Raw genomic sequence first — 24226 nt, 5'->3', positions numbered from 1 at the left:
GCCCTACCACGCCGGCGCGGCCTTCCCGAGCGCGGCCACGATCAGGGCCGAGGAGGCGGCGCCCGGGTCCTCGTGACCGATGCTGCGCTCGCCGAGGTAGCTGGCGCGTCCCCGGCGGGCTCTGAGCGGGATCGTGGCCCTGGCCCCGTCGGCCGCCGCGCGTGCCGCCCGCTCGAACGCCTCCGTGGGCTCCACGCCTTCGCCCGCGGCTGCCGCCAGCGCCTTCGAGGCGGGAGCCAGGGCGTCGATCATCGTCTTGTCCCCTGCGGCGGCCTTGCCGAGCCGTTCCACCGCGACCACGCCCGCGGCGAAGGCCTCGGCGAAGTCCGCGCCTTCCTGCAGGGCCTTGCCCATCGAGCGGAAGAACGAGCCGTACAGCGGGCCCGAGGCGCCGCCCACCTTCCTGATCAGGGTGGCGCCCGTGGCGGTCAGGGCCTCGGCGGGCGTGGCGGGCACGGATTCCGCCAGGGCCCGCCGTACTTCGGAGAAGCCCCTGTCGAGGTTGGCGCCGTGGTCGGCGTCGCCGATGGCGGCGTCGAGCTCGGTGAGACGGTCGCGGGCGGCGGCGACCCGCTGGGCGATCTCCTCGACCCAGGCAAGGGCGAACGCGGTCTCCATCAGCGCCCCCAGCGCAGCCCGGGCGTCTCGACCGGCGCGTCCCACAGCCGGGTGAGCGCGTCGTCCAGCCGGCAGACCGTGACCGAGAAGCCCTGCATGTCCAGGCTCGTCACGTAGTTGCCGACGAGCGAGCGGGCGATCCGCGCCCCCTTGCCCCTGATGTAGGCCTCCACCTCGGCGAACACCACGTACAGCTCGATGAGCGGCGTGCCGCCCATGCCGTTGACCAGCACCAGCAGGTCTCCGGCCAGCGGCTGGTCGCCGTGGACGGCGTCCATCGCCACCGCGGCCAGGTCGCGGGCCGGTGCGGCGGGCACGCGGCTGCGTCCCGGCTCGCCGTGGATGCCGATGCCCAGCTCCACCTGGTCGTCCGGCAGGTCGAAGGTGGGCTTGCCGGCGGCGGGGGTGGTGCCCGAGGTCAGCGCGATGCCGAAGGAGCGGCTGCGCGCGTTCACCTCGGTGGCCACGCCCGCCACCTCGGCCAGCGGCGCGCCCTGCTCGGCCAGCGCCCCGGCGATCTTCTCCACGAACAGGGTCGCGCCCGTGCCCCTGCGGCCCGCCGTGTAGAGCGAGTCCTCGACCGCCACGTCGTCGTCGACCAGCACGCTGGCCACCTCGACGCCCTCGCACAGCTCGGCGGCCATCTCGAAGTTGAGCACGTCGCCGGTGTAGTTCTTGACCACGTGCAGCACCCCGGCGCCGCCGCCGACCGCCTCGGTGGCCGCGATGATCTGGTCGGGAACCGGGGAGGTGAAGATCTCGCCCGGGCAGGCCGCGTCGAGCATGCCGTACCCGACGAAACCGGCGTGCAGCGGCTCGTGACCCGAGCCGCCCCCCGAGACCAGCCCGACCTTCCCGGAAACAGGGCCGGAGGCCCGGTAGACCACCTGATCGCGCACTCTGAGGGAGGGGTGGGCCGCGGCCAAGCCCTTCAGCGCATCCTCGACCACGGTCTCTGCGGTGTTGATGAGCTTCTTCATCGGATCCATTCTCGTTGTGTGAAGCTTGCCTACAGTCCCTACGATCCCGCCGTCAACGAGGATCCCTACCCCGTCTACGCCAGGATGCGGCGCGAGGCGCCCCTTTACCACAACCCCGACCTGGACTTCTGGGCGCTGTCACGGCACGCCGACGTGGCCGCCGCGCTGCCGGACGCCGCCCTGTACTCCAGCGACCACGGCCCCATGCTCGACCCCGGCGCGTGGAGCCCGCGGGCGCGCACATACCTGTCGTTCGTCGCGATGGACCCGCCCGACCACACGCGCATGCGCGCGATCATCTCGCGCGGCTTCACGCCGCGCCGGGTCGCCGCGCTCGAGCCGATGATCAGGCGGATCGCGCGCGAGCACCTCACCAGGGCGGTGGAGAAGGGGACGTTCGACTTCGCCCGCGAGTTCTCCGCCAGGCTGCCGCTGGACGTGATCTCCGAGCTCATGGGAGTGCCGCCGTCCGACAGGGCCGAGATCCGCCGCCGCTCCGACAGCGTGCTCAGCCACGACCCCTCAGGGCGCATGACCGAGGACGGGCTGACGAACATCCTGTCACTGGGCGAGTACTACGCCTCGATCGTCGCCGAACGCCGCAGGGCGCCCCGCGACGACCTCGTCTCGGTGCTCGTCGCCGACGACGGGCTGAGCGACGAGGAGATCATCCCGTTCCTGTTCCTGCTGATCGGCGCGGGCGCGGAGACGACCACGCACCTGCTCGGCGCCGCCTGGTACTGGGCCTGGCGCAACCCCGACCAGCGCGCCGCCGCCTTCGGCGGGGCGATCCTGCCCTGGGTGGAGGAGACGCTGCGCTACGACACCCCCGCGCACGGCCTCGCGCGCCGCCTGACCTCCTCCGTCACCCTGTACGGCGAGCGGGTCCCCGCCGGGGCGAAGATGTGGCTGCTGATCGGGTCCGCCAACCGGGACGCGGCGGTGTTCGACTCTCCCGACACCTACGACCTGTCGCGGGACACGTCGCGGACGCTGAGTTTCGGGGCGGGGCGGCACTACTGCCTGGGCGGGCCGCTGGCCCGGCTGGAGGCGCGGATCGCGCTGGAAGAGCTGACCGCCATGGTCGATCCCGACTACACCATCGACCCCTCCGGCATTGTCAGGACCGCCCACGGCAACGTCAGGGGCATGCTCGCGCTCCCGACCACGGTGTCACCTGCGCTACGGTTCGGGCATGGCTGAGATCGTGTACCCGCCGGTGATCGCCGCCGCGCGGACCCTCTTCCGCGTGCTGGATTACCGCTTCCACCTGGAGGGCACCTCCAACATCCCGACCAGCGGGGGCGCGGTCCTGGTCAGCAACCACATCAGCTACCTCGACTTCATCTTCGCCGGTTTCGCCGCGGTGCCCTCCAAGCGCCTGGTCCGCTTCATGGCCAAGGAGGCCGTCTTCACCCACCGCATCTCAGGGCCGCTGATGCGGGGCATGCACCACATCCCGGTCGACCGGGGCGCGGGCGCCGGCTCCTACGCCACGGCGCTGCGCATGCTGAAGGCGGGCGAGGTCGTCGGCGTCTTCGCCGAGGCCACGATCAGCCGGTCGTTCACCGTCAAGGACATCAAGAACGGCGCGATCCGCATGGCGATGGCCACCAAGACGCCGGTCATCCCCGTCGCGCTGTGGGGCAGCCAGCGCATCTGGACCAAGGGCCGCCCCAAGCAGCTCGGGCTGCGCCACGTGCCCATCACCATCCTGGTCGGCGAGCCGTTCCACCCCAAGCGCGGCGAGGACGTCAACCAGCACGTCGCCGACCTCCACTCCAGCATGTCCGCCCTCGTCGACAGGGCGCAGCGCACCTACCCCGAGATCCCGCCGGGCGTCTGGTGGCAACCCGCCCACCTCGGCGGCACCGCCCCGACCCCAGAGGAGGCCGCCGCCCTGGACCAGGCCGAAGCCGAAGCCCGCGCCAAGTCCTCCTGACCCGCCCCGTCGGCGTGGAGCGACGAGTTTCGGGGGCGCGCCTGGTCTAACCACGCATGACGACGACGCGTACGAAGGTACGTTCCCCCTGGCCTGCGCTCGCGCTGCTGTGCACCGCGAACTTCATGGTCGTCCTGGACGCCCAGATCGTGATCCTGGCCCTGCCGTCGATCGAGCGGGACCTCGGGCTCGACCCGGGCCCCGGGCAGTGGGTGCTGAGCGCCTACCTGCTGACCTTCGGCGGGCTGCTGCTGCTCGGCGGGCGGCTGGCCGACCTGCTGGGGCGGCGCAGGATGTTCATGGCAGGCACCACGCTGTTCCTGGTGTCCTCGCTGGTGTGCGGGCTGGCGTGGGCCGGCTGGGTGCTGGTGGCCGCGCGGGTGGTGCAGGGGATGTCCGCGGCGCTGATGGCGCCGACGGCGCTGTCCATCCTGATGACGATGTTCCCCGAAGGGGCCCCGCGTGACCGGGCGCTGGCCGTGTGGTCGGGCACCGGCGGGCTCGGCGCGACCGCGGCGCTGCTGATCGGCGGGGCGCTGACCGGCGGACCCGGATGGGAGTGGATCTTCTACCTGAACGTGCCCGTGGCCGCCGTGCTGCTGGCGCTCGGACCCGTCCTGCTGGTGGAGAGCCGTGAGGCCGTGCGCGAGCGCCGCTACGACCCCGTCGGCGCGGTCACCGTCACCGCGTCCCTGATGCTGCTGATCGCCGCGATCGTGCGGGCGCCCGCCGACGGCTGGTCCGCGGGTATGGCGGGTGGTGCCGTCCTGCTGATGGCGGTGTTCGTGCTGGCCGAACGGCGGGCCGCCGCCCCGCTCGTGCCGCTGCGGATCTTCCGCTCCCGGCTGTTCGTCGGCGGCAACCTCGCGATGCTGCTGGTGGGCATGACCGCGTGGGGTACGTCCGTCACCGTCTCCGGATACGCGCAGGACGTGCTGCGCTTCTCGCCGCTGGTCTTCGGGTACGGCACGGCCGTCCTCACCCTGGGCGCCGTGGCGGGCGCCGCGATCGCGCAGGCGGCGCTGCGCAGGACCAGCCTGGCCGTGGTCGCCTCCGCCTGCATGGTGCTGCTGGGGGCCGGTGCGCTGCTGCTGACCGGGGCGTCGCCGGGCGGCGGCTACTTCGCCGACATCTTCCCCGGGCTGCTGCTGTTCGGCCCTGGCCTCGGCGGCGGGACGGTGGCGCTGGCGTCGGCGGCGCTGTCGGGCGTGCGGGAGTCGGAGGCGGGCGTGGCCTCCGGCATCAACACGGCCGCCTTCCAGCTCGGCGGCGCGATCGGCACCGCCGTCGTCACCAGCGCCATCGTGGTGGGCGGCTTCCCGGCCGGCTTCGCCGCGGGGGTGGCCTTCGCCGCCGTGGGCCTCCTCGTCACGCTCACGCTACGGCCGGCCGTAGGCGTGTCTCGGTGAGAGGGGTGTAACAGGAGCGGCGGGGCCGGGCGATCCAACCGGTGAGCGACCGGGGGGAGGGGCGGTGCGACGGCGGCCGGCGTTGGCGACCGTGCTGGCGTTGCCGGCGATCCTGCTCGGGCTCGCCGGCAACCTTGCCACCGGGTCGGTCCAGATCGAGCCCTGGTTACGGGGATGGGTCTGGGCCGGCGTGGGGGTGCTGGCCGTACTCGTGCTGCTGGCCGAGACCGTCGGCAGGAGGCCGGCGGCGCGGCGGGAGGACGCGGCCGAGGCGCTGGCCCGAGCGGTGGGGACGCAGTGGCGCAGGGAGGAGATCCAGCGGCGGGTGCACGACCCGTTCCCGCTGCAGATCACGTGGCGGCCCGCCGGCGCGCAGCTGGTCGACCACCCGCTGAACGTGACACGGACGCTGCCCGGCCACCGGGCGCCGGCGCTGGAGCTGGCGGGGCGGCTGGAGGAGGTCGCGGCCGTCTACGGCGGGATCCCGTCGGGGCGGCTGGTGGTGTTCGGCAAGGCGGGCGCCGGCAAGACGATCCTGGCGCTGCGGCTGGTGCTCGACCTGCTGGACGGCCGCGAGCCGGGCGGGCGGGTCCCGGTCCTGTTCGGCATCGCGCAGTGGGACCCGGTCGAGCAGCCGTTGGAGGACTGGATGGCCGGGCAGCTGGCACGCGACTACCCGCGGCTGGCGGGGCAGGCGACCGAGCTGGTGGCGGGCGGGACGGTGCTGCCGGTGCTCGACGGGTTCGACGAGCTGGCCGAGGAACGGCGGCTACCGGCGCTCGAGGCGCTGAACGAGACCACGACGCCGCTGCTGCTGACCACGCGGCCCGAGGAGTACCTGGCGGCCGTGGCCGAGGCCAGGCCGGTCAGCTGGGCGGCCGGCATCGAGCTCGCCGCCCTCGACATGGAGGACCTGGCCGGATACCTGCCCAGGACCGGGAAGGCCGGGGCGTGGGAGCCGGTGCTCGAGCGGATGCGCGCCCGCCCGGACGGGCCGCTGGCCGCCGCCCTCGACACGCCGCTGCTGGTGACGCTGGCCAGGACCGTCTACAGCGACGGCCGCGACCGCGACCCCGCCGAGCTCGAGGGCTTCGCCACGGCCGAGGACGTGCGCAGGCACCTGTTCGGCGCGTTCCTGCCGGCCGTCTACGGCACCAGGGGAGCCCGGTGGGGATACCGGCGGGCGCGCTCGTGGCTGGGCTACCTGGCCTGCCACGGCCGGGTGGTGGCCTGGTGGGACCTGGCGGCGCGCGTGCCGGACCGCACGCGCAGGAACGTGCTGGCGGTGGCCTTCGGCGCCGGGTTCGGGCTGCTGAGCCGGTCGTGGCTGGCCTTCGGGTTCGCCGCGTTCCTCGGACTCGGGCTGGCCTCGGCGGACCTCGACCGCGTGCTGGTACGAGGGGCCACGGCCACGCCGCTGTCGGTGCTCGCCGCCCACCGCAAGGGCACGCTGATGGTGATGGCGATGGGCTCGGTGATCTTCGGGCTCGAGTTCGGCGTGATCGACGCGGTTGTGAACAGCGGGCCGTTCTGGGACAGCGCGGTTCTTGGCGTCCTGGTGGTGGTCGCGGCCGTTGTCGTGTGCAGCCCGTGGGGGAGGTGGCTGGTGCTGGCCAGGCTCTGGCTGCCGCTGTCCGGGCGGCTGCCGTGGGCGGTGCCCGCCTTCCTGGACGACGCCTACCGGCGGGGCGTGCTGCGCCAGACGGGCGCCGTCTACGAGTTCCGCCACGCCCACGTGATGGACTACCTCGTCGCCGCCTACGCCGAGGAACGGGAGCTGGCCGCGGAACGCCGTGCCGCACGAGGCGCGGCCCTCGACCGCGCGTTCCGTTTCGCCTCGGACCGGATGGGACGCGTGCTGCTCCTGGTGGCCGCGGCGGCGGTCACCACCGGCGCGTTCATGAGGCCTGGCTGGGTCGTGTTCGGCGCGATCTGGCTCGGGGTCGGCGTCGTCGTGCTGCTGGTGCGGGCGCGGAACACGATCGACACCTGGCCCGACTCCGCTGTCGTGCGCGTCGTCGGCCGGGACACCGCCCAGGTCGTGCTGGGCCTGCTGATGGCCGTGCTGCTCGTCGTGATCGGCAGGTTGCTCGCCGGGCTGCTCGGCTCGAGATCGATGTCGGCCATGCTCGTGGCCCCGCACGCGCGGTCGGTCTGGGAGTTCCTCCTGCTGGCCGTCCCGCTGCTGCTCCCGGCGCTGTTCACGCGGGCCGCCCTCGGGTTCGCCGTGCCGGTCCTGATCGCGGGCGCCCTGGCCATGGGCGAGGCGTCCCCCACCTGGCCGCTGGTGGCGTGCCTGGCGGCCGGGCTGGCCCTGGCGTGGTGGTCGGGCACCGCGCGGCTGCTGGCCGCCACCTCCTTGTCCTTCCTGTACGGCGGGCCTCTGACGCTCGCGGCGCTCCCCCTGGCGGCGTTGGCCGGGGCGCGGCCCCAGGATCCGGTGGACACGGGACTGACGCTGGTGCCCGCGGCGTGGGAGGGATTCGCCGTGTGGGCGGGCACCGCGCTGGCCGTGGCGCTCGTGGTGGTCGCCCTGCTGCGAAGGGATCGGATCGCCGCGGCCGTGGCCGCCACCTGTTTCGCCGGGCCGCCGGTGTGGCTCGTGCTCGTCCACCACTATGCCGACGACGTCCCGTGGATCCTGGCGCCCTGCTGGGTCCTGGGTGGTGCGGCCTTGGCGGCCGTGGTCCTGCTGCGGTGGCGGCGGCGCGTGCCGACCCTGGCCTACGTGCCCGCCGCCTTCGCCGACTTCCCCGGCGGGCCGTTGGTGACCTTCGCGGGGGTGGCCTCGATCGCCGCGGTGGTGTGCGCGGTGCCCGTCACCGATGTGCCGTGGCCGCCCGTGGTCGTGGTCCTGGCGCTCCTCTGCTGCGCTCTCCCGGCCCTGGCAGGTCGGGCGGTGCGGGGGTGGGCGCGCGGGAGCGGCGGCGCTCTGGTGGCCGGCGCCGCGGTCCTGGGATGTGCGCTGCTGATCCCGGCCGGGTCGCGGGCGCCGTGGACCGCGGTGCTCGCGTGCGGGGCGGTCGTCGTGGCCGCCTGGCATCGGCATCCGGCCGTGGCCGCCGCCGCGGCCTACCTGGTGATCAAAGTGGTGGCCGTGGCGCTCCCCGGCTTCGAACCGCCGGGGGCGCTGATCGTTCCGGTGGCCGCCGTGGCGGTTCCCGCCTCGCTGCTCGCGCTCCTGGGGCCCGCGCGTGCCGTCGCGCGCGCCCAGGCCGCCGCCTCCGTGGCCGTGCTCGCGGGGGTGGCCGCCCTCCTGCAGCTCGGGGAGCGCATCGACGGCACCGTGGGCCACGAGCTGATGTCCAGGGTGAGCCCGAGCGGCCTCGCTGAAGGCCCGGCCTCCAGCCCTTCCAGGTCCGTCATCGGGCTGGTCGTGCTTGGCCTGGCCGCGCTGCTGGCGGCCACGGCCGCGCGCGGCTCGTCCCCGCTGCTCGCGGCCGCTGTGGTGGCGGCCGCGGTCTTCGGAAGCATGCCGGTCGGCTACGAGCTGGGGCGGGAGCTCGCGCCGTGGCTCACCTTCGGCGGCCTCGCGGTGGCCGCCCTGGCCGTGGCCGTGATCGCCATGGTGGCCCGGCGCGTCAGCGCTTGACGCGCACGTAGTCGTAGGCCTCGGACGAGCCCAGGCCGCCGGTGGCGCCGGAGCGGACGCCCCAGGTGCCGGACCGGTAGGCGCGGACCTGGGTGGCGAAGGAGCCGTCGTCGTCGGTCTCGATCGTGTCGACGTACTGCCAGCGGTGCGAGCCCTTCGGCAGGAAGTAGACGCCGATCTCCCGGCCGCCCAGGCGTTGCCAGTCGTTCCAGGAGTCGTCCCGGCAGTAGTCGTCGTCGCCGCGGGTCCTGCCCGAGCCGTCCCAGACGTGGTCGCTGTCGCCGTAGCACTGCGCGACCTGCAGCTCGCCGGTGAGCGTCAGCTTGCGGCCCTTGCGCACGGGTTCGGGGCTCGCGTCGAAACCGGCGATCCGCGTCGCCCGCGGGCCCGGGTTCCGGTAGCCCTCGTGGCGCACGGTGAACGAGGAGTCCGCCGTGTACTGCCTGCCGTCGGCGCCCGTCGCCGACACGTGCACGGGCCAGGTGCCCTCGGGGTCGTCCCAGCCGACCGTGGTGGACGCGCTCCAGCCGCCGCTCAGCGGCGCGTACCTGCCGGATCCGATCGAGATCCGCACCTCGCGCAGGTCCCTGCCGTTCACCGTGACCGTGACGGTCCTGGACTCGCCCGGTCGCAGCACCACCGGGTTCGGGCTCACCGAAACCCCGAGGATCGCCGGCTCGGCATGGGTGGGGGCCGGCCACGGCGTGGGCTCGGCGTACGCGGGCGTGGCCGTGGACAGCAGCGCCGCCGCCGCGACCAGGGCGGCGAGCATGGGGTTCTTCATCGCAGGGCTCCTCGAGAGTCAGGGACTGTGCCCCCGACAGGCTCGCCAGGTGCGCCTGAAACCGAGCTGAAGGAACCTGAAGGCCTCAGATGGCGGCCGGGTAGTTGCTGGCCCGCATCCCGGCGAGCAGGCCGGCGGTCTGCTCCGGCGTGTAGCGCCGCACCGGGTCGTGGTGGAGCAGGCCTTCGATGAGCGGGCGCAGGATGCCTGCCCGGCGCGGCGTCGGGAAGGTGCCGCTGCGCGCCATGCCGAGCACGGTCGCCGCGTCCTGGCCCGGGTACGGCGGCTGCCCCTCGACCGCGCTGTACAGGGTGGCCCCGAAGGACCACATGTCGGCCTCCTTGCTGGCAGGCCCGCCGTACAGCCTCTCCGGGGCCATGAACGCCGGGGTGCCGCGCAGCCTGCGCGAGGTGGTCATGCGGATGTCGCCCTCGGCGGTGGCGATGCCGAAGTCGGTGAGCACCACCCGGTCACCGGTCAGCATCACGTTGGCCGGCTTGATGTCGCGATGTAACACGCCGGCCTTGTGGGCGGTGCGCAGCGCGGCGAGCAGGTGCTGGCCGATCGCGGCGACCGACTGCGCGGGGAGCGTGCCGACCTGCGAGAGCAACTGGTGCAGGGAGAGCCCCTCCAGGTACTCCATGATGATCCAGAGCTTGCCGCTCTCCTCTATGAGGTCGTGCACCGTGACGATGTTGGGATGCGTCAGTCCGGCGGCCATCCTGGCCTCCCTGAGCACCCGCCTGCGCACCATCTCGGCCTCACCGGACAGAGTCAGCTCCTTGAGTGCCACCTGACGGTGAAGCAGCTGATCGAACGCCCGCCACACGACGCCCATACCCCCACGACCGGCCTCCTCGTTCAGGAGGTACCGTCCGCCGATCTCCCGCATGCCATCCCCTCATTGCTCGGGGTAAATCATGTCATCTCAGTGCAGGGGATAGGGCACTTAACGTGATCTGGATATGCCTGAAATTGTGGGTGCGCTGGTCAGAGGCCCGGAAATTTGATCTGTCAATGCGCGCCAGACCAGTCCCACGGCGATCAAGCTGACCCCGACAGACCCGTAGAAGACGATCTGTAGCCCCAGCTCGCCCACGAGCCCGCCGAGCGCCGCGCCCAGCGGCATGCCGCCCATGCCGATCAGGCGGTAGACGGAGTTCACCCGGCCGAGCAGCGCGTCGGGGATCAGACGCTGGCGGGTGGAGATCACCAGGACGTTGGCCGCCGCCCCGAACACGCCCAGCAACACCGCGGTCGGGTACAGCGCCCACTCCACCGGCGCGATCACCGGCACGAGCAGCAGCAGGGCATTGGCCAGCCACGTACCCACGAGCGTCCTGCCCTCGCCGAGCAGTACGGTCACCCTCGCGGAGACCAGCGACCCCACCAGCGCTCCGGCGGCCAGCGCGGACATCACCAGGCCGTACCTGCTGGACGGGATGCCGATCGCGGACCCGTCGCCCACGGCCCACAGCACGAACACGGCGAAGTAGGCGGCGCTGGACAGGTTCAGCAGCCCCGCCGAGACCGCCAGCGTCCTGAGGAAGCGGTGCCCCCACAGGAACCGCATCGCCTCCCCGATCTCCTTCCTCCAGCCCGAGCCTGAGCCCGAGCCCGAGCCCGCGGTCCTGCCCTGGGCGGAGCGGTAGCGGCCCGGCATGCCCGCCAGGAGGAGGGCGGCGGCGCCGTACAGGATGGCCGGGGCGCCGAGGATCGCGGCGGGGAGTGCGGCGACGAGCAGGCCCGCGAGCGGCGCGCCGAGGAAGTCGTTGCCGACGGTCTGCAGGCCGACGATGCGGCCGTTCGCCCAGGCGAGCCGGTCACGTGGCACCGTCATCGGCAGCACCGCCTGCGCGCACGTGTCGGCGAACACCTCCGCCACGCCCGCGAGCAGCACCGCCGCGGCCAGCACCCACAGGTTCCGCACGCCGAGCAGCAGGATCGTGGCGATTCCCAGCAGCACACCGGTGCGCAGGACGTTGGCCACGACCATGACCCGCCGCCTGTCCATGCGGTCGGCGACGGCGCCGGCCGGCAGGGCCAGGAGCAGCCACGGCAGCGTGGTCGCCGTCCCGATGACCGACACCTCGACAGGGGAGCGCGTCAGGCTCACGGCCAGCAGCGGCGCCCCCACCTTGAGCACCCCATCGGCCAGGTTCGACACCCCCGTCGACCCCAACAGAAACGAAAGCCCCCTCCTGTCGAACGCGGGCTCCTGGCGCTTCGACGCTCCGTCGCGTTCGCCGACTGGGGGGTTCGTCGACGACCGGTCACGCTTGGGGGCCGGGGAGTGCGGGCGGGGCGATGGCGGGGTCATCAGAGCTCCGATAGTGTGTAAGGGAATCTGTGCATAGATTTCTTTGCAAAGATAGGTGTGCACACTATGGCAGGCAAGACCTTTTCCGCGCGAACTCTGGATCAGGGCGCGCTGAAGTCGTTCGCCCACCCGCTGCGGCTGCGCCTGTACGAGCTGTTGGACGAGCACGGCCCGTCCACCGCCACCAAGCTCGCCGGCATGGTCGGGCAGAACACCGGCGCGACCAGCTACCACCTGCGCGAGCTGGCCAGGCACGGCATGATCGAGGTGGCTCCCGAGCTCGGCAAGGGCAAGGAGAAGTACTGGCGGCTCGTCCCCGGCGGCTTCTCCTACGGCCCCGCGCCGCAGGACGATCCCGAGGCCTCGACCGCGTTCGAGTTCCTGCTCGACGACCTGCTCCGGCAGCGGGGCGCCGAGCTGCGCCGCTGGCGGGAGGAGTCCACGACCGCGCCCGAGGAGTGGGTGCTGGCCAGCAGCCTGGGCCGCCGCTCGCTACGCCTCACGCTCGAGGAGACGACGCAGCTGCGCGACGACGTCTTCGAGATCCTCGAGCACTACCGCGCCGTCTCCGACAAACGCTCCGCCCCCGCGAGCACGGAACACGTGGTCATCCACTTCGACTGCTTCCCAGTCGGCGTCACCGACCAATAACCCCCAGGGATGCGGGTGGTGGTTGCAAGGTGGGGTGGAGTGACCCCGGGAGGGTGAAGTGGAGTGACCCCGGGGAGGGTGGGGCGGAGTGGCCCCGGGGCGGCGGAAGGGTCCCTCCGGCGGCGGGGGAGGTCAGTCGCGGGTGTGGGTTCGGTAGGTTTCGAGGGGGGAGTCGAGGGCGACCTCGAGGACCGTGCAGAGGGGGTCCAGGTCGGAGTCCTCGACGTAGATGTACTCCCAGCCGGGCACCTCCCCGAGGCCGCCGAAGCGGGTGTGGTGAAGGGGCCTGCCCGCGAGCGTCCGCACGCCGGTGACCGTGCTGCGCACGCCGCGCAGGACGACGTACTCGTTGGGGCGGTCGAAGACGAACAGGTAGAGGCGGCGCCGGTCGGCAGACAGCGTGGTGGCGCCGTTGAAGTGGCCGGGCGGCAGCCCGCGGAGCGTGCCGTAGACGGCCGGAGCGTGGGCGCGGATCCAGGATCCCAGGCCGCGCAGCCGTACCTGCTGCTCGGGGGTGATGCTGCCGTCGGCGCGCGGCCCGACGTCGAGCAGGAGGTTGCCCCCGCCGCCGATCGTCTCGGCGAAGACGCGGACGAGCTGCCTGACCGACTTGTGGTTGGTGTCGCTCTCCTGCCACCCCCACGAGTCGTTGATCGTCAGGCACAGCTCCCACGGCCCGGCGGGCGGATCGATGGGCACGCCCTGCTCCGGAGTGGCATAGTCCCCGAAGCCCTGCATGCGGCCATTTATCACCACGGACGGCTGGCGGCCCTGCAGCTCCTCCCGCAGCGCGTCCATCCGCCACAAGGCCGCCGAACGCTCCCAGTCGCCGTCGAACCACAACAGGTCGGGCGCATAACGCTCCTGCAGCTCCGCCAGCTGCCCTCGATGGAAGGCCAGGAAGCGCTCCCACCGCTCAGGATCCTCCTGCCCTGGCGGCGGATACGCGAAGCGGTTGTCACCCGATCCCACGCTCGCGTAGTCGGGATGCGACCAGTCCAGATGCGAGAAGTACAGCCCTGCCCGCAGCCCCTGCGCCCGCATCGCCGCCGTGTACTCGCCCACCAGGTCCCGCTCGGTCCGTAGCGACGACAGCGCCGTCGGCCACAGCGCGAACCCGTCGTGGTGCTTGGCCGTCAGTACGGCGTAGCGCGCCCCCGCCTCGGCGAACAGGGAGGCCCAGGCGGAGGCGTCGAAGGCCGAGGCGGTGAAGCCCGGGATCTGCTTCATGTAGTCCTCGTGGCTGATCTGCCCGTTGTAGAACGACCACGACTCGGCGATCCCGTCGACGGCGTAGATCCCCCAGTGGACGAAGATCCCGAGCTTGGCGTCGGGGAACCAGGGCTGCATGGTCATGAGAGCTCCAGAACGTTCGTGATGCCGCGCCCGGCCAGGTGCGCCGCGTCGTCCACCCGCGAGGCCAGCACGATCGCGGGCCCGTGCCCCGCGGCCGCCGCCCGCGCCATCCAGGCTTCGAAGAAGCTACCGCCCGGCGCCGATTCCGACCGGACCCCCCCGAAGACCAGCGCGTCCCCGCCCAGGCCCACGGCACGCTCCTCGCGCGCGGCGGCGGTGTAGGCGTGGGCGACGGGTTTGGGGCGGCCGTCGTTGGTCAGCAGGCCGAGCGTGTACTCGAGCTCGGGGAAGTCCATGAGCCCGCGGTCCACGTCGTGGGAGCACCACCACGTCACGCCCCACAGCCCCGGCCTGGCCAGGAGCGCGCGGAGCGCCCGCGTGGCGAAGGCCGCCGCGTCCCCGGCCGGGATGTGGGGCTCGGGGGCGCCGATCTCCTGCACCCACACCTGGCGCCCAGGGTCGTCGGCGTAGGCCTTGGCCAGCTCCACGACGTACGCCGCCAGCTGCGTGGTCTCCACCGACAGCGGCCCGTAGCGCCGCGCGCAGTCGCCGGAGAACACCCACGGATGCACGGTGGTCAGCGCCCCCTTCGTGGCGCTGGCCCGCGGAGTGAACGGATGGTCGTCGGTGTACCAGGTGGCGTCGTAGGCGGAGTGCACGTGGGGGTGCCCGGGATCAGCCTCCGCGCAGGCCGCCAGCAGGGTGTCGAGCCAGGCGTCCACCTCGTCGGCGGTGACCGGGTTGTGCGCGACCAGGTTGTTGGGCTCGTTGCCCAGCGTGAGCCCGAGCAGGTTGGGCCGGTCGGCCAGCGCCGCCGCCACCGTGCGCACCAGCTCCGCCTGGGCGGCCACCACGTCGGGATCGGTGAAGATGTTCCGCTCGTGCCAGGTCCGCACCCACACCGGATAGAAGTCGAAGCTGGACAGATGCCCCTGCAGCAGGTCCACCTGCACGTCGAGCCCGGCCTCCCCGGCCACGTCCACGACGCGCAGGACGTCGTCGACCGCCGCTCGCCGGATCAGCCCCCTGTGCGGCTGCAACAGCGGCCACAACGGAAATATCCGGACGTGATCCAGCCCCAGGGCGCTGATCTGGTCGAAGTCCTTCCGCACGGACGCCGGATCCAGGTCGAGCCAGTGATGGAACCATCCCCGAGACGGCGTGTAGTTCACGCCAAAACGCATGAAGACAACCTTTCGTGAAGTACGGCAAGCCCAACGCGGGGCGATCAGGGGTAACGCCGGGCCAGGGCGCTGACGCGGGCGGCGGCCTCCTCCAGCCGGGACCGCGGCAGCCGCCCCGACTCCACGGCGGCCACGACCGCGTCGTTCACCCCGGCGATGTCGGCGTCGCCGACGGCGATGAGAACCAGGTCCGCCCCGGCCGCCAGCGCGAGCACCGCGGCCTCGGCGAACCCGTGCCGGTCGCTGATCGCCCGCATCTCCAGCGCGTCCGTCACCAGCACCCCGCCGAACCCGACGTCGTCCCGCAGGAGCCGGGTGAGCACCGCGGGGCTGAGCGTGGCAGGAGCGGCGTCGAGGGCCGGGTAGGTGACGTGGGCGCTCATCATCATCGGCACCCCGGCGCCGGCGGCCGCCCTGAACGGCACCAGGTCCTCGGGCGTCAGCGCGGCCACCGGCAGCTCCAGGTGCGAGTCGGCGGAGGTGCCGCCGTGCCCGGGGAAGTGCTTGGCGCAGGCCGCGACCCCCTGGCTCTCCAGTCCGGAGACGAACGCGAGCACGTGCCGCGCCACCAGCGCGGGATCGGCCCCGAACGAGCGCGCCCCGATGATCGGGTTGTCGGCGCGCGAGTCCAGGTCGGCGCAGGGCGCGAGGTCCACGTTGATGCCGAGCCCGGCCAGCTCCGCCCCGATCTCGGCCCCGGCCCGCCGGGTGAGGGAGACGTCGTCCGCGCGGCCGAGCGCCCGGTTGCCCAGGCCCTCGGGAGCGCCCAGGGCAGCGAGATGCCCTCCCGGCCCGCCCTCGGCGTCGATCGCGATCAGCACGTCCGGCCGGGCGGCCCGCGCGGCCGACGTCAGCTCCCGCACCTGATCACCGCTCGCGACATTCCTGGTGAACAGGATGAGACCGGCGCAGTGGTCGAGCAGCCCCGGCGGAAGCGACGTACCGGGAATCCCGGCCATCAGGCAGCGTGCGACCAGTTCCCTCATGCGTCCTCCTCCGCGTACAGCCAGCAGTGCGTCCAGTGCTCGCCCCCGCTGCGCGGCGGGAAGCGTCGCGAGCACACCTCCATCGCCACCGGGCACCGCGGATGGAACCGGCACCCGCCCGGCGGATCGATCAGGCTGGGCGGCTCGCCCGGCTCGTCCTCGCCGAAGGAGTCCGTGCGGTCGGGATCCGGGGCCGAGGCGAGCAGCAGCCGCGTGTAGGGGTGCCGCGGATCGGAGGTCACCGCCTCGGCGGGACCGCCCTCGATCATCTGGCCCGCGTACATCACCCGGATCTCGTCGGCGAAGTAGCGCGCGCCCGCGATGTCGTGCGTGATGTACAGCATCGCCAGCCCGTCCTCGTCCCGCAGCCGGGCGAGCAGGTTGAGGATGTCCAGCCGGATCGAGACGTCCAGCATCGACACCGGCTCGTCGCCGAGCAGGACGCGCGGCCGTACGGCCAGCGCCCTGGCGATCACCACCCGCTGCCGCTGCCCGCCCGACAGCTCGTGCGGGAACTTGTCCAGCACCTCCTCGGGCAGGTTCACCCGGTCGAGCAGCTCGGCCGCCTGCCCGCGCAGCGCGGCCCTGCCGCGCGCGTGGCCGTGGATGCGGAGCACCCGCCCCAGGATGTAGCCGACCCGGTGGACCGGGTTCAGCGAGGCGAACGGATCCTGGAAGACCAGCTGCACCTGCCGCTTGTAGGAGCTGCCGGGGGAGCCGCGCAGGATCACCTCGCCCGAGGTGGGCGGGTAGTAGCGGGCCAGGATCCTGGCCAGCGTGGTCTTGCCGCTGCCGCTCTCGCCGACCAGCGCCACGGTCCGTCCCGCGTGCAGCGCCAGGCTGGCCTCCTCCACGGCGTGTACGGCGCGGCCACGGCCGGCGGGGAAGCGCATGCTGACGCCGACCGCCTCGAGCACTGGTTCGGTCATGCGGACACTCCGTGGTGCAGGAAGCAGGCCACCTGCCTGCCGCCGAGATCGGTCAGGGCGGGCGCGTGCGACGAGCAGGTCTCGAAGGCCGCGGGGCAGCGCGGCGCGAACGCGCACCCGGGCGGCGGCCGCCGCAGGTCCGGGGGAGAGCCGGGGATGCCGTGCAGCTCGCGCCGCGGCCCGTGGAGCGGCGGGAACGAGTCGCGCAGCCCACGCGTGTAGGGGTGGCGGGGCGAGTGGTAGATCTCCTTGGCGGGCGCCACCTCGACGAACCGCCCGCCGTACATGATCGCGATCCTGTCGGCGAGCTCGATGAGCAGGCCGAGGTCGTGCGTGACGAACACGACGGCGAAGCCGAGTTCGGCGCGCAGCCGCAGGATCTGGCGGAGGATCTGCCGCTGCATGACCACGTCGACCGCGGTCGTCGGCTCGTCCATGACCACCAGGTCCGGCTCGCAGGCCAGCGCCAGTGCGATCGTGGCGCGCTGCCGCATCCCGCCGGACATCTCGTGCGGGTAGGCCCGCAGCCGGTCGGCGGGGATGCCGACCAGCCCGAGCAGCTGCGCGGCCCGCTCGAGCGCCTGCGCACGGCTGCCGCCGCGGTGCTCGCGGATCACGTCGACGAACTGGGCGGCCAGCCGGTGCACGGGGTTGAGCGCGTTCATCGCGCTCTGCAGCACGATGGCCAGGCGCTCCCAGCGCAGCTTCCGCAGTTCCTCCTCTGACAACCCCACCAGGTCCGTGTCGCGGTAGCGGATCGAGCCCGCCGTGATCCTGGCGGGCGGCCTGGTCAGGCGCAGCAGCGCGGTGATGAGCGTGGACTTGCCGCAGCCGCTCTCGCCGGCCACGCCGAGGATCTCGCCGCGATCGAGTGTGAACGACACGCCGTCGACGGCGGCGAGCCCGCCGGGGTACTCCACGCGCAGTCCGGAGACGTCAAGGATCATTTCGCCACCCTCAGCCGCGGGTTGGTGAGTTCGTCGATGCCGAAGTTGATCAGCCCGGCGGCGGTACCGAGCAGCGCGATGCAGGCGCCGGGCGGCACGAACCACCACCACGCGCCCTGGACCAGCGCCTGCTGGTTGTTGCTCCAGTACAGCATCGAGCCCCAGCTGGTGATGTTGATGTTGCCCAGGCCGATGAACGACAGCCCGGCGTCGGCGAAGATCGAGGCGATCACCGCGCCCAGGTAGCCGGTCGAGATCAGCGGCAGCAGGTTGGGGATCAGCTCGAAGGCGATGATCCGCCACTTGCTCTCGCCGCTCAGCTCGGCCGCCATCACGAAGTCGCGGCTGCGCAGCGACAGCGTCTGCGCGCGCTTCTGCCTGGCGCCCCACGGCCAGGCCGTCAGCCCGATGATGAGCGCCACCAGCAGCCAGCCGCCGCGCCCGCGCACGTAGCTGGCCACGATGATCAGCAGCGGCAGCCCCGGCATGACCAGGAACACGTTGGTGAGCGTGGTCAGCACCGCGTCCGCCTTGCCGCCCAGGTAGGCGCCCGTGACGCCGACCAGCACCGACAGCGTCACCGCGATCGTGCCGGCGACCAGGCCGACCAGCAGCGAGGTGCGGGTGCCCACCACGAGCTGGGCCAGCACGTCCTCGCCCATCATCGTGGTGCCCAGCGGATGCCGCGCCGACGGCGCGAGCAGCGGGTTGGCGGTGTCCATCCGCGTCGCCGACAGGCCGAACGCCTCCACCAGGAACGGCCCGGCCACGGCCATCAGCACGAAGAAGGCGATGATCACCACGCCCGCGACGACCTTGCGGTTGCGCCTCATCGCACCTCCCTGGCCCGGGGATCCAGCAGGCCGTACACCGAGTCCGCGATGAAGTTGGCGGCCAGCACCGACAGCGAGATCACCAGGAACAGCGCCTGCATCAGGGGGTAGTCCAGGCTGCTGACGGCCTTGAACATCAGCGTGCCGACGCCCGGGTAGACGAAGACGACCTCGGTGAGCAGCGACCCGCCGACCACCGCGCCGACCGAGGTGGCGAACCCGGCCACGCTGGGCAGGATCGCGTTGCGCGCGGCGTAGGAGAACAGCACGCGGCGCGGCCTGAGCCCCTTGGCGGTGCCGAGCAGCACGTAGTCCTCGGCCGCCGTCGTGATCATCATGTTCCGCATGCCGAACAGCCACCCGCTGAACGACGAGATCAGGATCGTGCACGCGGGCAGCACCGCGAACTGCACGGCGCTGCCGATGAACTCCGGCGTGAACCCGACAGGGATGTCGGCGTCCCAGCCGCCGCTGATCGGGAACCATTTCAGCCGCATGCTGAACACCAGGACGGCCAGCAGCGCCACCCAGAAGTACGGCAGCGACCCCAGGAACGTCGAGACCGGCGTCAGGATCGAGTCAAGCCGCGAGCCCGGCCTGCCGCCCACGACGATGCCGAGCCCGGTGCCGACGAGGAACGCCAGCACGGTCGTGGTGCCGATGAGGATCAGCGTCCACCAGATCGCGCCGCCCACCACCTCGGAGACCGGCTGCGGGTAGAACGAGGTGGACACGCCGAAGTCGAGGCGGGCCAGCCTGCCCAGGTACTCCAGGTACTGGTCCCAGAGCGGGCGCTGGGTGCCGCCGAACATCTGGCGGATGGCGGCTGCCTGCTCGGGCGTGAGCGGCATCGTGCGCGACATCTGCGAGATCAGGGCCTCCGCCGGGTCGCCCGGCATCAGCCGGGGGAGCAGGAAGTTGAGCGTGATCGCGATCCACCCGGTGACGAGGTAGAAGGCGACCCGGCGGACGAGGAAGCGTGACATGCGCTACTTCGTGACTGGCTTGAGCGACAGCAGCGTGTAGACGTTGTCGGGCGGGCCCGACCACGGCGCGGAGATCGTGTACGGGTTGGCGGCGTCAGGCCAGCCCGTCCAGTCCTTGGTGCTGTACTCGGTCGAGGCGCCGATGTTGGCGATCGGGATCAGCGGCATCTCATCGATCATGAACTTCTCGATCTGGTACACGTACTGCTTGATCTGCGCCTGGTCCCCGGTCGAGGCCATCTTCTCGATCAGGCCGTCGACCTCGGTGTTCTTGATCCGGCTCCAGTTGTACTCGGTGCCGATCTTCTCGCTGGCCAGGATCGAGCGGTAGAACGTGTACGGCGTCTGCCCGGCGTAGACGGTGCCGCCGGTGATCGCCTCGAAGTCGCCCTTCTGCTTCATCGTGGTCAGCTGCGCGCCGGGCAGCGGGCGTACGGTGACCTTCATGCCGAGGTCGCCGAGCTGCTGGGCGATGATCTTGTCGCGCTGGATGGCGTCCTGCCACTCGGCGTTCTCCAGCAGGTCGAAGGAGACGTCCTGCGGCTTGAGCCCCGCCTTGGCCAGCTCCTGCTTGGCCGCCTCCCCGTCGGCGCCCTTCTGGACCAGGGCGGCGTACTCGGGGGCGATCCAGTCCTTCTGCGTGTCCTGGTCCAGGCCGGTCAGGTTGATCGGGTGGAACAGGCCGGGGTTGCCGGCGTCGGCGATCTCCTGCCGGTTGAGCGCCAGCGAGATGGCCTTACGCACGTGCACGTTGTCGAACGGCTTCTTCTCCACGTTGAGGTGCAGGACCAGCGCGCCGTAGGTGGGGTACCAGGCGTGGTTGTTCTGGTCCTTCTCCACGTAGCTTTTCATCACATTTGGTATCGAGCCGCCGCTCCAGGCGATCTCGCCGGACAGCAGGCGGGGCAGCGCGCCGGTGCCGCCGATGATCGGCATCTTCAGCGTCTTGACCGGCACCGGCTGCTTCCAGTAGTCGTCGCGGGCCGTGAAGGTCAGCTGCTGGGGCGTGAACTGGGTGAGCTTGTACGGGCCCGTCCCGACCGGGTCGGGGTTGGTGAACTCATCCGGGTTCTTGTCCTTGAACACCTTCTCCTGCACCGGCCGGATCCCGCCGATCTGGTCGATCCGCGTGAACGCGGGCGCGTCGAAGGTGATCTCCACCGTCTGGTCGTCGGGGGCGCCGACCGTCTTCCACTCGAAGCCCGCGTTGGTCTGGCTCTTGTGCTCCTTGGCGTACTGCATCGTGAAGACGACGTCCTTGCTGGTCAGCTTGGTGCCGTCGCTCCAGTTCGCCCGCGGGTCCAGGTGAATCGTGATCTTCTTGCCGTCCGCGGACCAGTCGTACTTGGTTGCCAGCCAGGGGACGAACTCGCCACCCTTGAGGATGTTGAACGTCCACAGGTTTTCGTAGATGTACCCGTTCATGCCCTGGGTGGCCTGGATGTTGAACGGGCTGAAGTTACGGGTGATCGTGGTGCCGCCGAAACCGACGTCGATCACCATGGGCTTCTGCGTCGTGCCTGCGTTTCCTGTGCTGCTGCTCGGGCCTGTTCCGCCGGTCTTGCCGCCGCTGCTGCAGGCGGCGAGGGAGAGGACAAGCGCGGCGGTGAGCGCTCGGCTGAGTCGCATGGGGGCTCCTCTCTGGAGGTGCCGTGACAATAATGACAAAATGCTTCTAGGATCAAGAGGCAACCGGAAAGGAGCCCGATGGAGCCCACTCCGCTCTACCGGCAACTGAAGGCTCGGCTGCGGGAAGAGATCGCCGCTGGGGTCTACGGGCTCGACGGGCGCCTGCCCACCGAGCACGAGCTGTGCGAGCGGTACGGCCTGAGCCGCACCCCCGTGACGCGGGCACTGGCCGAGCTGGCCGAGGAGGGCGTCATCGTCCGCCACCGGCGCCGCGGCACCTTCGTCAACCCGGCGTTCGAGCAGGCCAGGCCCACGCTGCGGGTGCTGGGCGCCGACGAGACGTGGGCGGCGGTGATGCGCGAGGCCGCCGGCGACAGCCTGTCGCTCGAGGTGGTCAGGCCGTCGCTGGGCGAGCTGCACGAGGTCTTCCTGTCCTCGATCGCCGCGGGGGAGGGGCCCGACCTGGTCGTGCTCGACTCGGTGTGGGTCGCGGAGTTCGCCGGGTTCCTGTGGCCGCTGAACGAGCTGGATCCCGACTGGGTCTCGCACGAGCACGACGCCGACTTCCTGCCGTCCTTCGCCAAGGCCCACCGCTTCGGCGACGCCGTCATGGCCGTCCAGGCGCCCTCCGACGTGGCCGGGCTCTGGTACCGCCGCGACCGGGTCCCCGTGCCGCCGCGCACCTGGGAGGAGCTGCACGAGCTCGGCAAGCGCCTGGCCTTCGACCGGCCGCCGGGCCGCCACGTGCTGGTCATGCCCGGCGGGCTGCGCGCCGCCGAGACCACCACCTACGCGCTCGCGGCCTTCCTGGCCTCCAACGGCGCCACCGTGATGTCGCAGGACAGCGTCGTGCTCGACAGCCCCGCGGCCGTGGGCACGATGCGCTTCCTGCGCACGCTGCTCGACGACGGCGTCATCCTGCCCGAGGTGACCGGCTTCGGCTCCGACCGCGCGGTCGAGCTGCTCGCGCGCGGGGAGGCCGACCTGTGCGTCGGGGCCAGCGACCTGGCCGGATGGGCGGGCGAGCCGATCGACCACATCGGCGAGGAGTTCGGCTTCGCGCCCATGCCGCGCGGCCCGCACGGCCGCGCGGCGGTCCTGTGCGGCGGGATGGCCTACGCCATCCCGCGCCAGGCCCGCCACCCGCACCTGGCGATGCGCATGCTGCAGGCCGTCCTGGCCCCCGACCAGCTGGTACGGCACTGCCTCGAGACAGGCCAGCTGCCTCCCAGGCTCTCGGCGCTGCGCAGGATCGCCGAGGTCTCACCCTTCCACGCCGAGACGGGAGAACGCCTCGAGCACTCGGTCCTGCGCCCGCCCAGCCCCGTCTACGCGCTGGTCTCTGCCCGCCTGCAGGCGATGTGCGAGGACGTGCTGTCCCGCCGCCGCCTCCCTGAGGAGGCGGTGACCAGGGCGGCCGACATGATCAGTGCGATCACGTCGCTCCCGCTGCCGTGACTTTTGCCATCGTGGGATGGCAAAACTCAGGCGGCGTAGTTGCGCACCACCCGCAGGACGTCGGCGGCGCCGGGGCCCTCGGCGACGAGCGAGCTGTCCTCCGGGGCGAGCCGCCGCGCGCCGACGCGGCAGAACTCGGCGGCGGGGCCGGTGATCCGGGCGGCCGAGCCAGGGTCGCCGAGGGTCCAGCGCCCGCCGCCGGGCGCGTCAAGGTCGCAGAAGACCGGCACGTCGGGCAGCCCGGCGAGGGCGAACGCGTACGGCAGCGTGCGGTGGGCCAGCCAGGCGATGTGCCGTAGCCGGTCCGTGTCGGGGTAGGCGATACCCAGCGGCACCGTGATGTCCAGGGCGTGCGCCCAGTGCTCGGCCAGGCGGGTGGTCGCCAGCGTGCGCGGCGACAGCGACGTCCGCACCCACGGCAGCCGGGTGCCCGGCGGGTGGTCGCGCAGCGTGTCCGGGGTGGCCATGGCGGCCTCGCGCCAGCGTGCCAGCAGGTCCGCCGGGGGCAGGCCCCGCTCGGCCGCCACCATCTGCTCGGCCAGCTCGTCCATGCTGGTCGGCGAGTCGGCGGGCAGGAAGGGCGCGCCGGCGGGGGCGCCTGCGGCGGCGCCTGTGGGGGCGGCGATCACCTCCTCGCTCTGGGCGAGGTGGAGCACGACGTCGGCCACGCTCCAGCCCTTCGCGGCGGAGGGCGCGCCCCACTGCTCGTCGGTCAGCTTCTCCAGCACGGCATCCAGCTGCCGGTACTCGGCAGCCAGGTCATCGAAGACATCCGTCACGCACCCAGCGTACCGAATATTGTTCTGCTAGTTGCGGCGCAGATACCACTCGGTGGTGAGCAGGTTGTTCCTGAGATGCTCCGGCAGGGAGGTGATCATCGTCATGCTGCCGCCGCGCTCGATCTCCGACCGGTGCGCCTGGACGGCCGCCCACTTGCGCTCGCCCACCTCCCGGATGTCCAGCGTCACCCCGATGCGGGCGTCGGGCACGCCTGGGAGTATCTGGCCGTCCGGGGAGGTGCCGAAGACGTCCTGCCAGATCCTCTCGACGAACGTGCGGGGCAGCGTCGCCAGGTAGAGCGCCGACGGGCGCCAGGCAGGGCCCGCGGAGCGGTAGAGCTGGTCGTGGCCCGCGGCCTCCACCGCGGCGAGCGTGACCCGGTGGACCAGGATGTGGTCGGGGTGACCGTAGCCGCCGTAGGCGTCGTAGGTGGCCACGATGTCCGGCTTCACGTCGCGGATGTGCTCGACGACCCGCTCGACCAGCATGTCGAACGGCACGTCGCGGAAGCGCGGCCGCCCGGGGGCGGACTCGGGCTTCATGTCGGCGTAACCCAGCAGCCGGGGCTCGCCCGCGCCCAGGATCTCCAGGGAACGCTCCAGTTCCTCCACGCGCTCGGTGCCCGCCGCCCAGGTGCAGGTGACCACCGAGGCACGGGCGTGCGTGGCCAGCAGACCGCCGGTCCACAGCGCCTCGTCGTCGGGGTGCGCGTGCACGGCCAGGACGCTCGGCTCCGGCGCACGCTCTTCGCTCACGACTCTCCCCACCACTCCTGTTCACAGGCCAGGTCGCCAAAGATTGGGACATGGTAGCCAACCCGGCTCTCCCAGACAGCCCGATCA

21 protein-coding genes are annotated in these 24226 nt (G+C 72.1%); 6 read left to right on the top strand and 15 right to left on the bottom strand.

Features of this window, described 5'->3' with window-relative positions; translation table 11 throughout:
• Positions 1-3: 3 nt before the first annotated feature.
• Together dhaL and dhaK are read right to left on the bottom strand one after the other, a co-directional pair.
• Entirely contained in the window at positions 4-618 is a 615-nt protein-coding gene (gene dhaL, locus KIK09_RS05070) for a dihydroxyacetone kinase subunit DhaL (protein WP_214317428.1), read from the bottom strand.
• Positions 618-1598 carry a dihydroxyacetone kinase subunit DhaK gene (gene dhaK / locus KIK09_RS05065; RefSeq protein ID WP_214317427.1) on the bottom strand — a complete coding sequence of 327 codons (981 nt, stop codon included), beginning with the start codon at positions 1596-1598 and terminating at the stop codon, positions 618-620. The genes dhaL and dhaK overlap by 1 nt, the downstream gene beginning before the upstream one ends.
• A gap of 18 nt (positions 1599-1616) precedes the next feature.
• Here dhaK and KIK09_RS05060 point away from each other — a divergent pair, with 18 nt between their 5' ends.
• From KIK09_RS05060 to KIK09_RS05045, 4 genes are all read left to right on the top strand, one after another.
• Positions 1617-2801 (top strand): cytochrome P450, encoded by a 1185-nt coding sequence (locus tag KIK09_RS05060; protein ID WP_308163926.1) that lies wholly within the window; start codon positions 1617-1619, stop codon positions 2799-2801.
• Positions 2794-3540: a lysophospholipid acyltransferase family protein gene (locus tag KIK09_RS05055; RefSeq protein WP_214317426.1), complete on the top strand. Its 747-nt coding sequence runs from the start codon at positions 2794-2796 to the stop codon at positions 3538-3540. The genes KIK09_RS05060 and KIK09_RS05055 overlap by 8 nt, the downstream gene beginning before the upstream one ends.
• Positions 3541-3596: 56 nt before the next feature.
• On the top strand, positions 3597-4949 hold the full coding sequence (locus KIK09_RS05050; protein WP_214317425.1) for an MFS transporter: 1353 nt from the start codon (positions 3597-3599) through the stop codon (positions 4947-4949).
• Between the two features lie 64 nt (positions 4950-5013).
• Entirely contained in the window at positions 5014-8541 is a 3528-nt protein-coding gene (locus tag KIK09_RS05045; RefSeq protein ID WP_214317424.1) for an NACHT domain-containing protein, read from the top strand.
• Here the strand turns inward: KIK09_RS05045 and KIK09_RS05040 are convergent.
• The 3 genes from KIK09_RS05040 to KIK09_RS05030 all read right to left on the bottom strand — a co-directional run bounded on the left by KIK09_RS05040 (position 8531) and on the right by KIK09_RS05030 (position 11492).
• On the bottom strand, positions 8531-9325 hold the full coding sequence (locus tag KIK09_RS05040) for a hypothetical protein (protein WP_214317423.1): 795 nt from the start codon (positions 9323-9325) through the stop codon (positions 8531-8533). The genes KIK09_RS05045 and KIK09_RS05040 overlap by 11 nt on opposite strands.
• A gap of 85 nt (positions 9326-9410) precedes the next feature.
• A complete protein-coding gene (locus tag KIK09_RS05035; RefSeq protein ID WP_214317422.1) occupies positions 9411-10217 on the bottom strand; it encodes a serine/threonine-protein kinase in 807 nt (268 codons plus the stop codon).
• Positions 10218-10274: 57 nt separating this feature from the next.
• Positions 10275-11492 carry an MFS transporter gene (locus KIK09_RS05030; protein WP_308163924.1) on the bottom strand — a complete coding sequence of 406 codons (1218 nt, stop codon included), beginning with the start codon at positions 11490-11492 and terminating at the stop codon, positions 10275-10277.
• 219 nt (positions 11493-11711) lie between these two features.
• On the opposite strand from KIK09_RS05030, the gene KIK09_RS05025 reads away from it, so the two are divergent.
• Positions 11712-12296, top strand: a complete 585-nt coding sequence (locus tag KIK09_RS05025; RefSeq protein ID WP_214317420.1) for an ArsR/SmtB family transcription factor — start codon at positions 11712-11714, stop codon at positions 12294-12296.
• A gap of 132 nt (positions 12297-12428) precedes the next feature.
• Here KIK09_RS05025 and KIK09_RS05020 read toward each other — a convergent pair whose 3' ends face one another.
• From KIK09_RS05020 to KIK09_RS04985, 8 genes are read right to left on the bottom strand one after another with little or no spacing between them, the layout of a single operon-like run.
• Positions 12429-13652 (bottom strand): alpha-L-fucosidase, encoded by a 1224-nt coding sequence (locus KIK09_RS05020; protein ID WP_214317419.1) that lies wholly within the window; start codon positions 13650-13652, stop codon positions 12429-12431.
• Positions 13649-14836: a glycoside hydrolase 5 family protein gene (locus KIK09_RS05015; RefSeq protein WP_214317418.1), complete on the bottom strand. Its 1188-nt coding sequence runs from the start codon at positions 14834-14836 to the stop codon at positions 13649-13651. Before KIK09_RS05015 ends, KIK09_RS05020 begins: the two co-directional genes overlap by 4 nt.
• Before the next feature lie 44 nt (positions 14837-14880).
• Positions 14881-15822 carry a glycoside hydrolase family 3 N-terminal domain-containing protein gene (locus KIK09_RS05010; RefSeq protein ID WP_214317417.1) on the bottom strand — a complete coding sequence of 314 codons (942 nt, stop codon included), beginning with the start codon at positions 15820-15822 and terminating at the stop codon, positions 14881-14883.
• Complete coding sequence (locus KIK09_RS05005; protein WP_214317416.1) at positions 15819-16751, bottom strand: ABC transporter ATP-binding protein; 933 nt, start codon at positions 16749-16751, stop codon at positions 15819-15821. Before KIK09_RS05005 ends, KIK09_RS05010 begins: the two co-directional genes overlap by 4 nt.
• Positions 16748-17698 carry an ABC transporter ATP-binding protein gene (locus KIK09_RS05000; protein WP_214317415.1) on the bottom strand — a complete coding sequence of 317 codons (951 nt, stop codon included), beginning with the start codon at positions 17696-17698 and terminating at the stop codon, positions 16748-16750. The genes KIK09_RS05005 and KIK09_RS05000 overlap by 4 nt, the downstream gene beginning before the upstream one ends.
• A complete protein-coding gene (locus KIK09_RS04995) occupies positions 17695-18531 on the bottom strand; it encodes an ABC transporter permease (protein ID WP_214317414.1) in 837 nt (278 codons plus the stop codon). The genes KIK09_RS05000 and KIK09_RS04995 overlap by 4 nt, the downstream gene beginning before the upstream one ends.
• Positions 18528-19517, bottom strand: a complete 990-nt coding sequence (locus KIK09_RS04990) for an ABC transporter permease (protein WP_214317413.1) — start codon at positions 19515-19517, stop codon at positions 18528-18530. The genes KIK09_RS04995 and KIK09_RS04990 overlap by 4 nt, the downstream gene beginning before the upstream one ends.
• A 3-nt stretch (positions 19518-19520) precedes the next feature.
• The gene (locus KIK09_RS04985; protein WP_214317412.1) at positions 19521-21146 is read right to left on the bottom strand and encodes an ABC transporter substrate-binding protein; all 1626 of its coding nucleotides are present in this window, start codon (positions 21144-21146) and stop codon (positions 19521-19523) included.
• Positions 21147-21224: 78 nt separating this feature from the next.
• On the opposite strand from KIK09_RS04985, the gene KIK09_RS04980 reads away from it, so the two are divergent.
• Positions 21225-22604 (top strand): extracellular solute-binding protein, encoded by a 1380-nt coding sequence (locus tag KIK09_RS04980; protein WP_214317411.1) that lies wholly within the window; start codon positions 21225-21227, stop codon positions 22602-22604.
• A gap of 26 nt (positions 22605-22630) precedes the next feature.
• Here KIK09_RS04980 and KIK09_RS04975 read toward each other — a convergent pair whose 3' ends face one another.
• A complete protein-coding gene (locus KIK09_RS04975) occupies positions 22631-23383 on the bottom strand; it encodes a DinB family protein (RefSeq protein ID WP_214317410.1) in 753 nt (250 codons plus the stop codon).
• 27 nt (positions 23384-23410) lie between these two features.
• Complete coding sequence (locus KIK09_RS04970) at positions 23411-24139, bottom strand: PIG-L family deacetylase (RefSeq protein WP_214317409.1); 729 nt, start codon at positions 24137-24139, stop codon at positions 23411-23413.
• Between the last annotated feature and the right edge of the window lie 87 nt (positions 24140-24226).

Origin of the sequence: Nonomuraea sediminis, assembly GCF_018531495.1 — a bacterium.
GTDB lineage: Bacteria > Actinomycetota > Actinomycetes > Streptosporangiales > Streptosporangiaceae > Nonomuraea > Nonomuraea sediminis.
The sequence above is the reverse complement of the archived record's forward strand: the minus strand, read 5'-3'. Positions and strand labels throughout refer to the sequence as shown.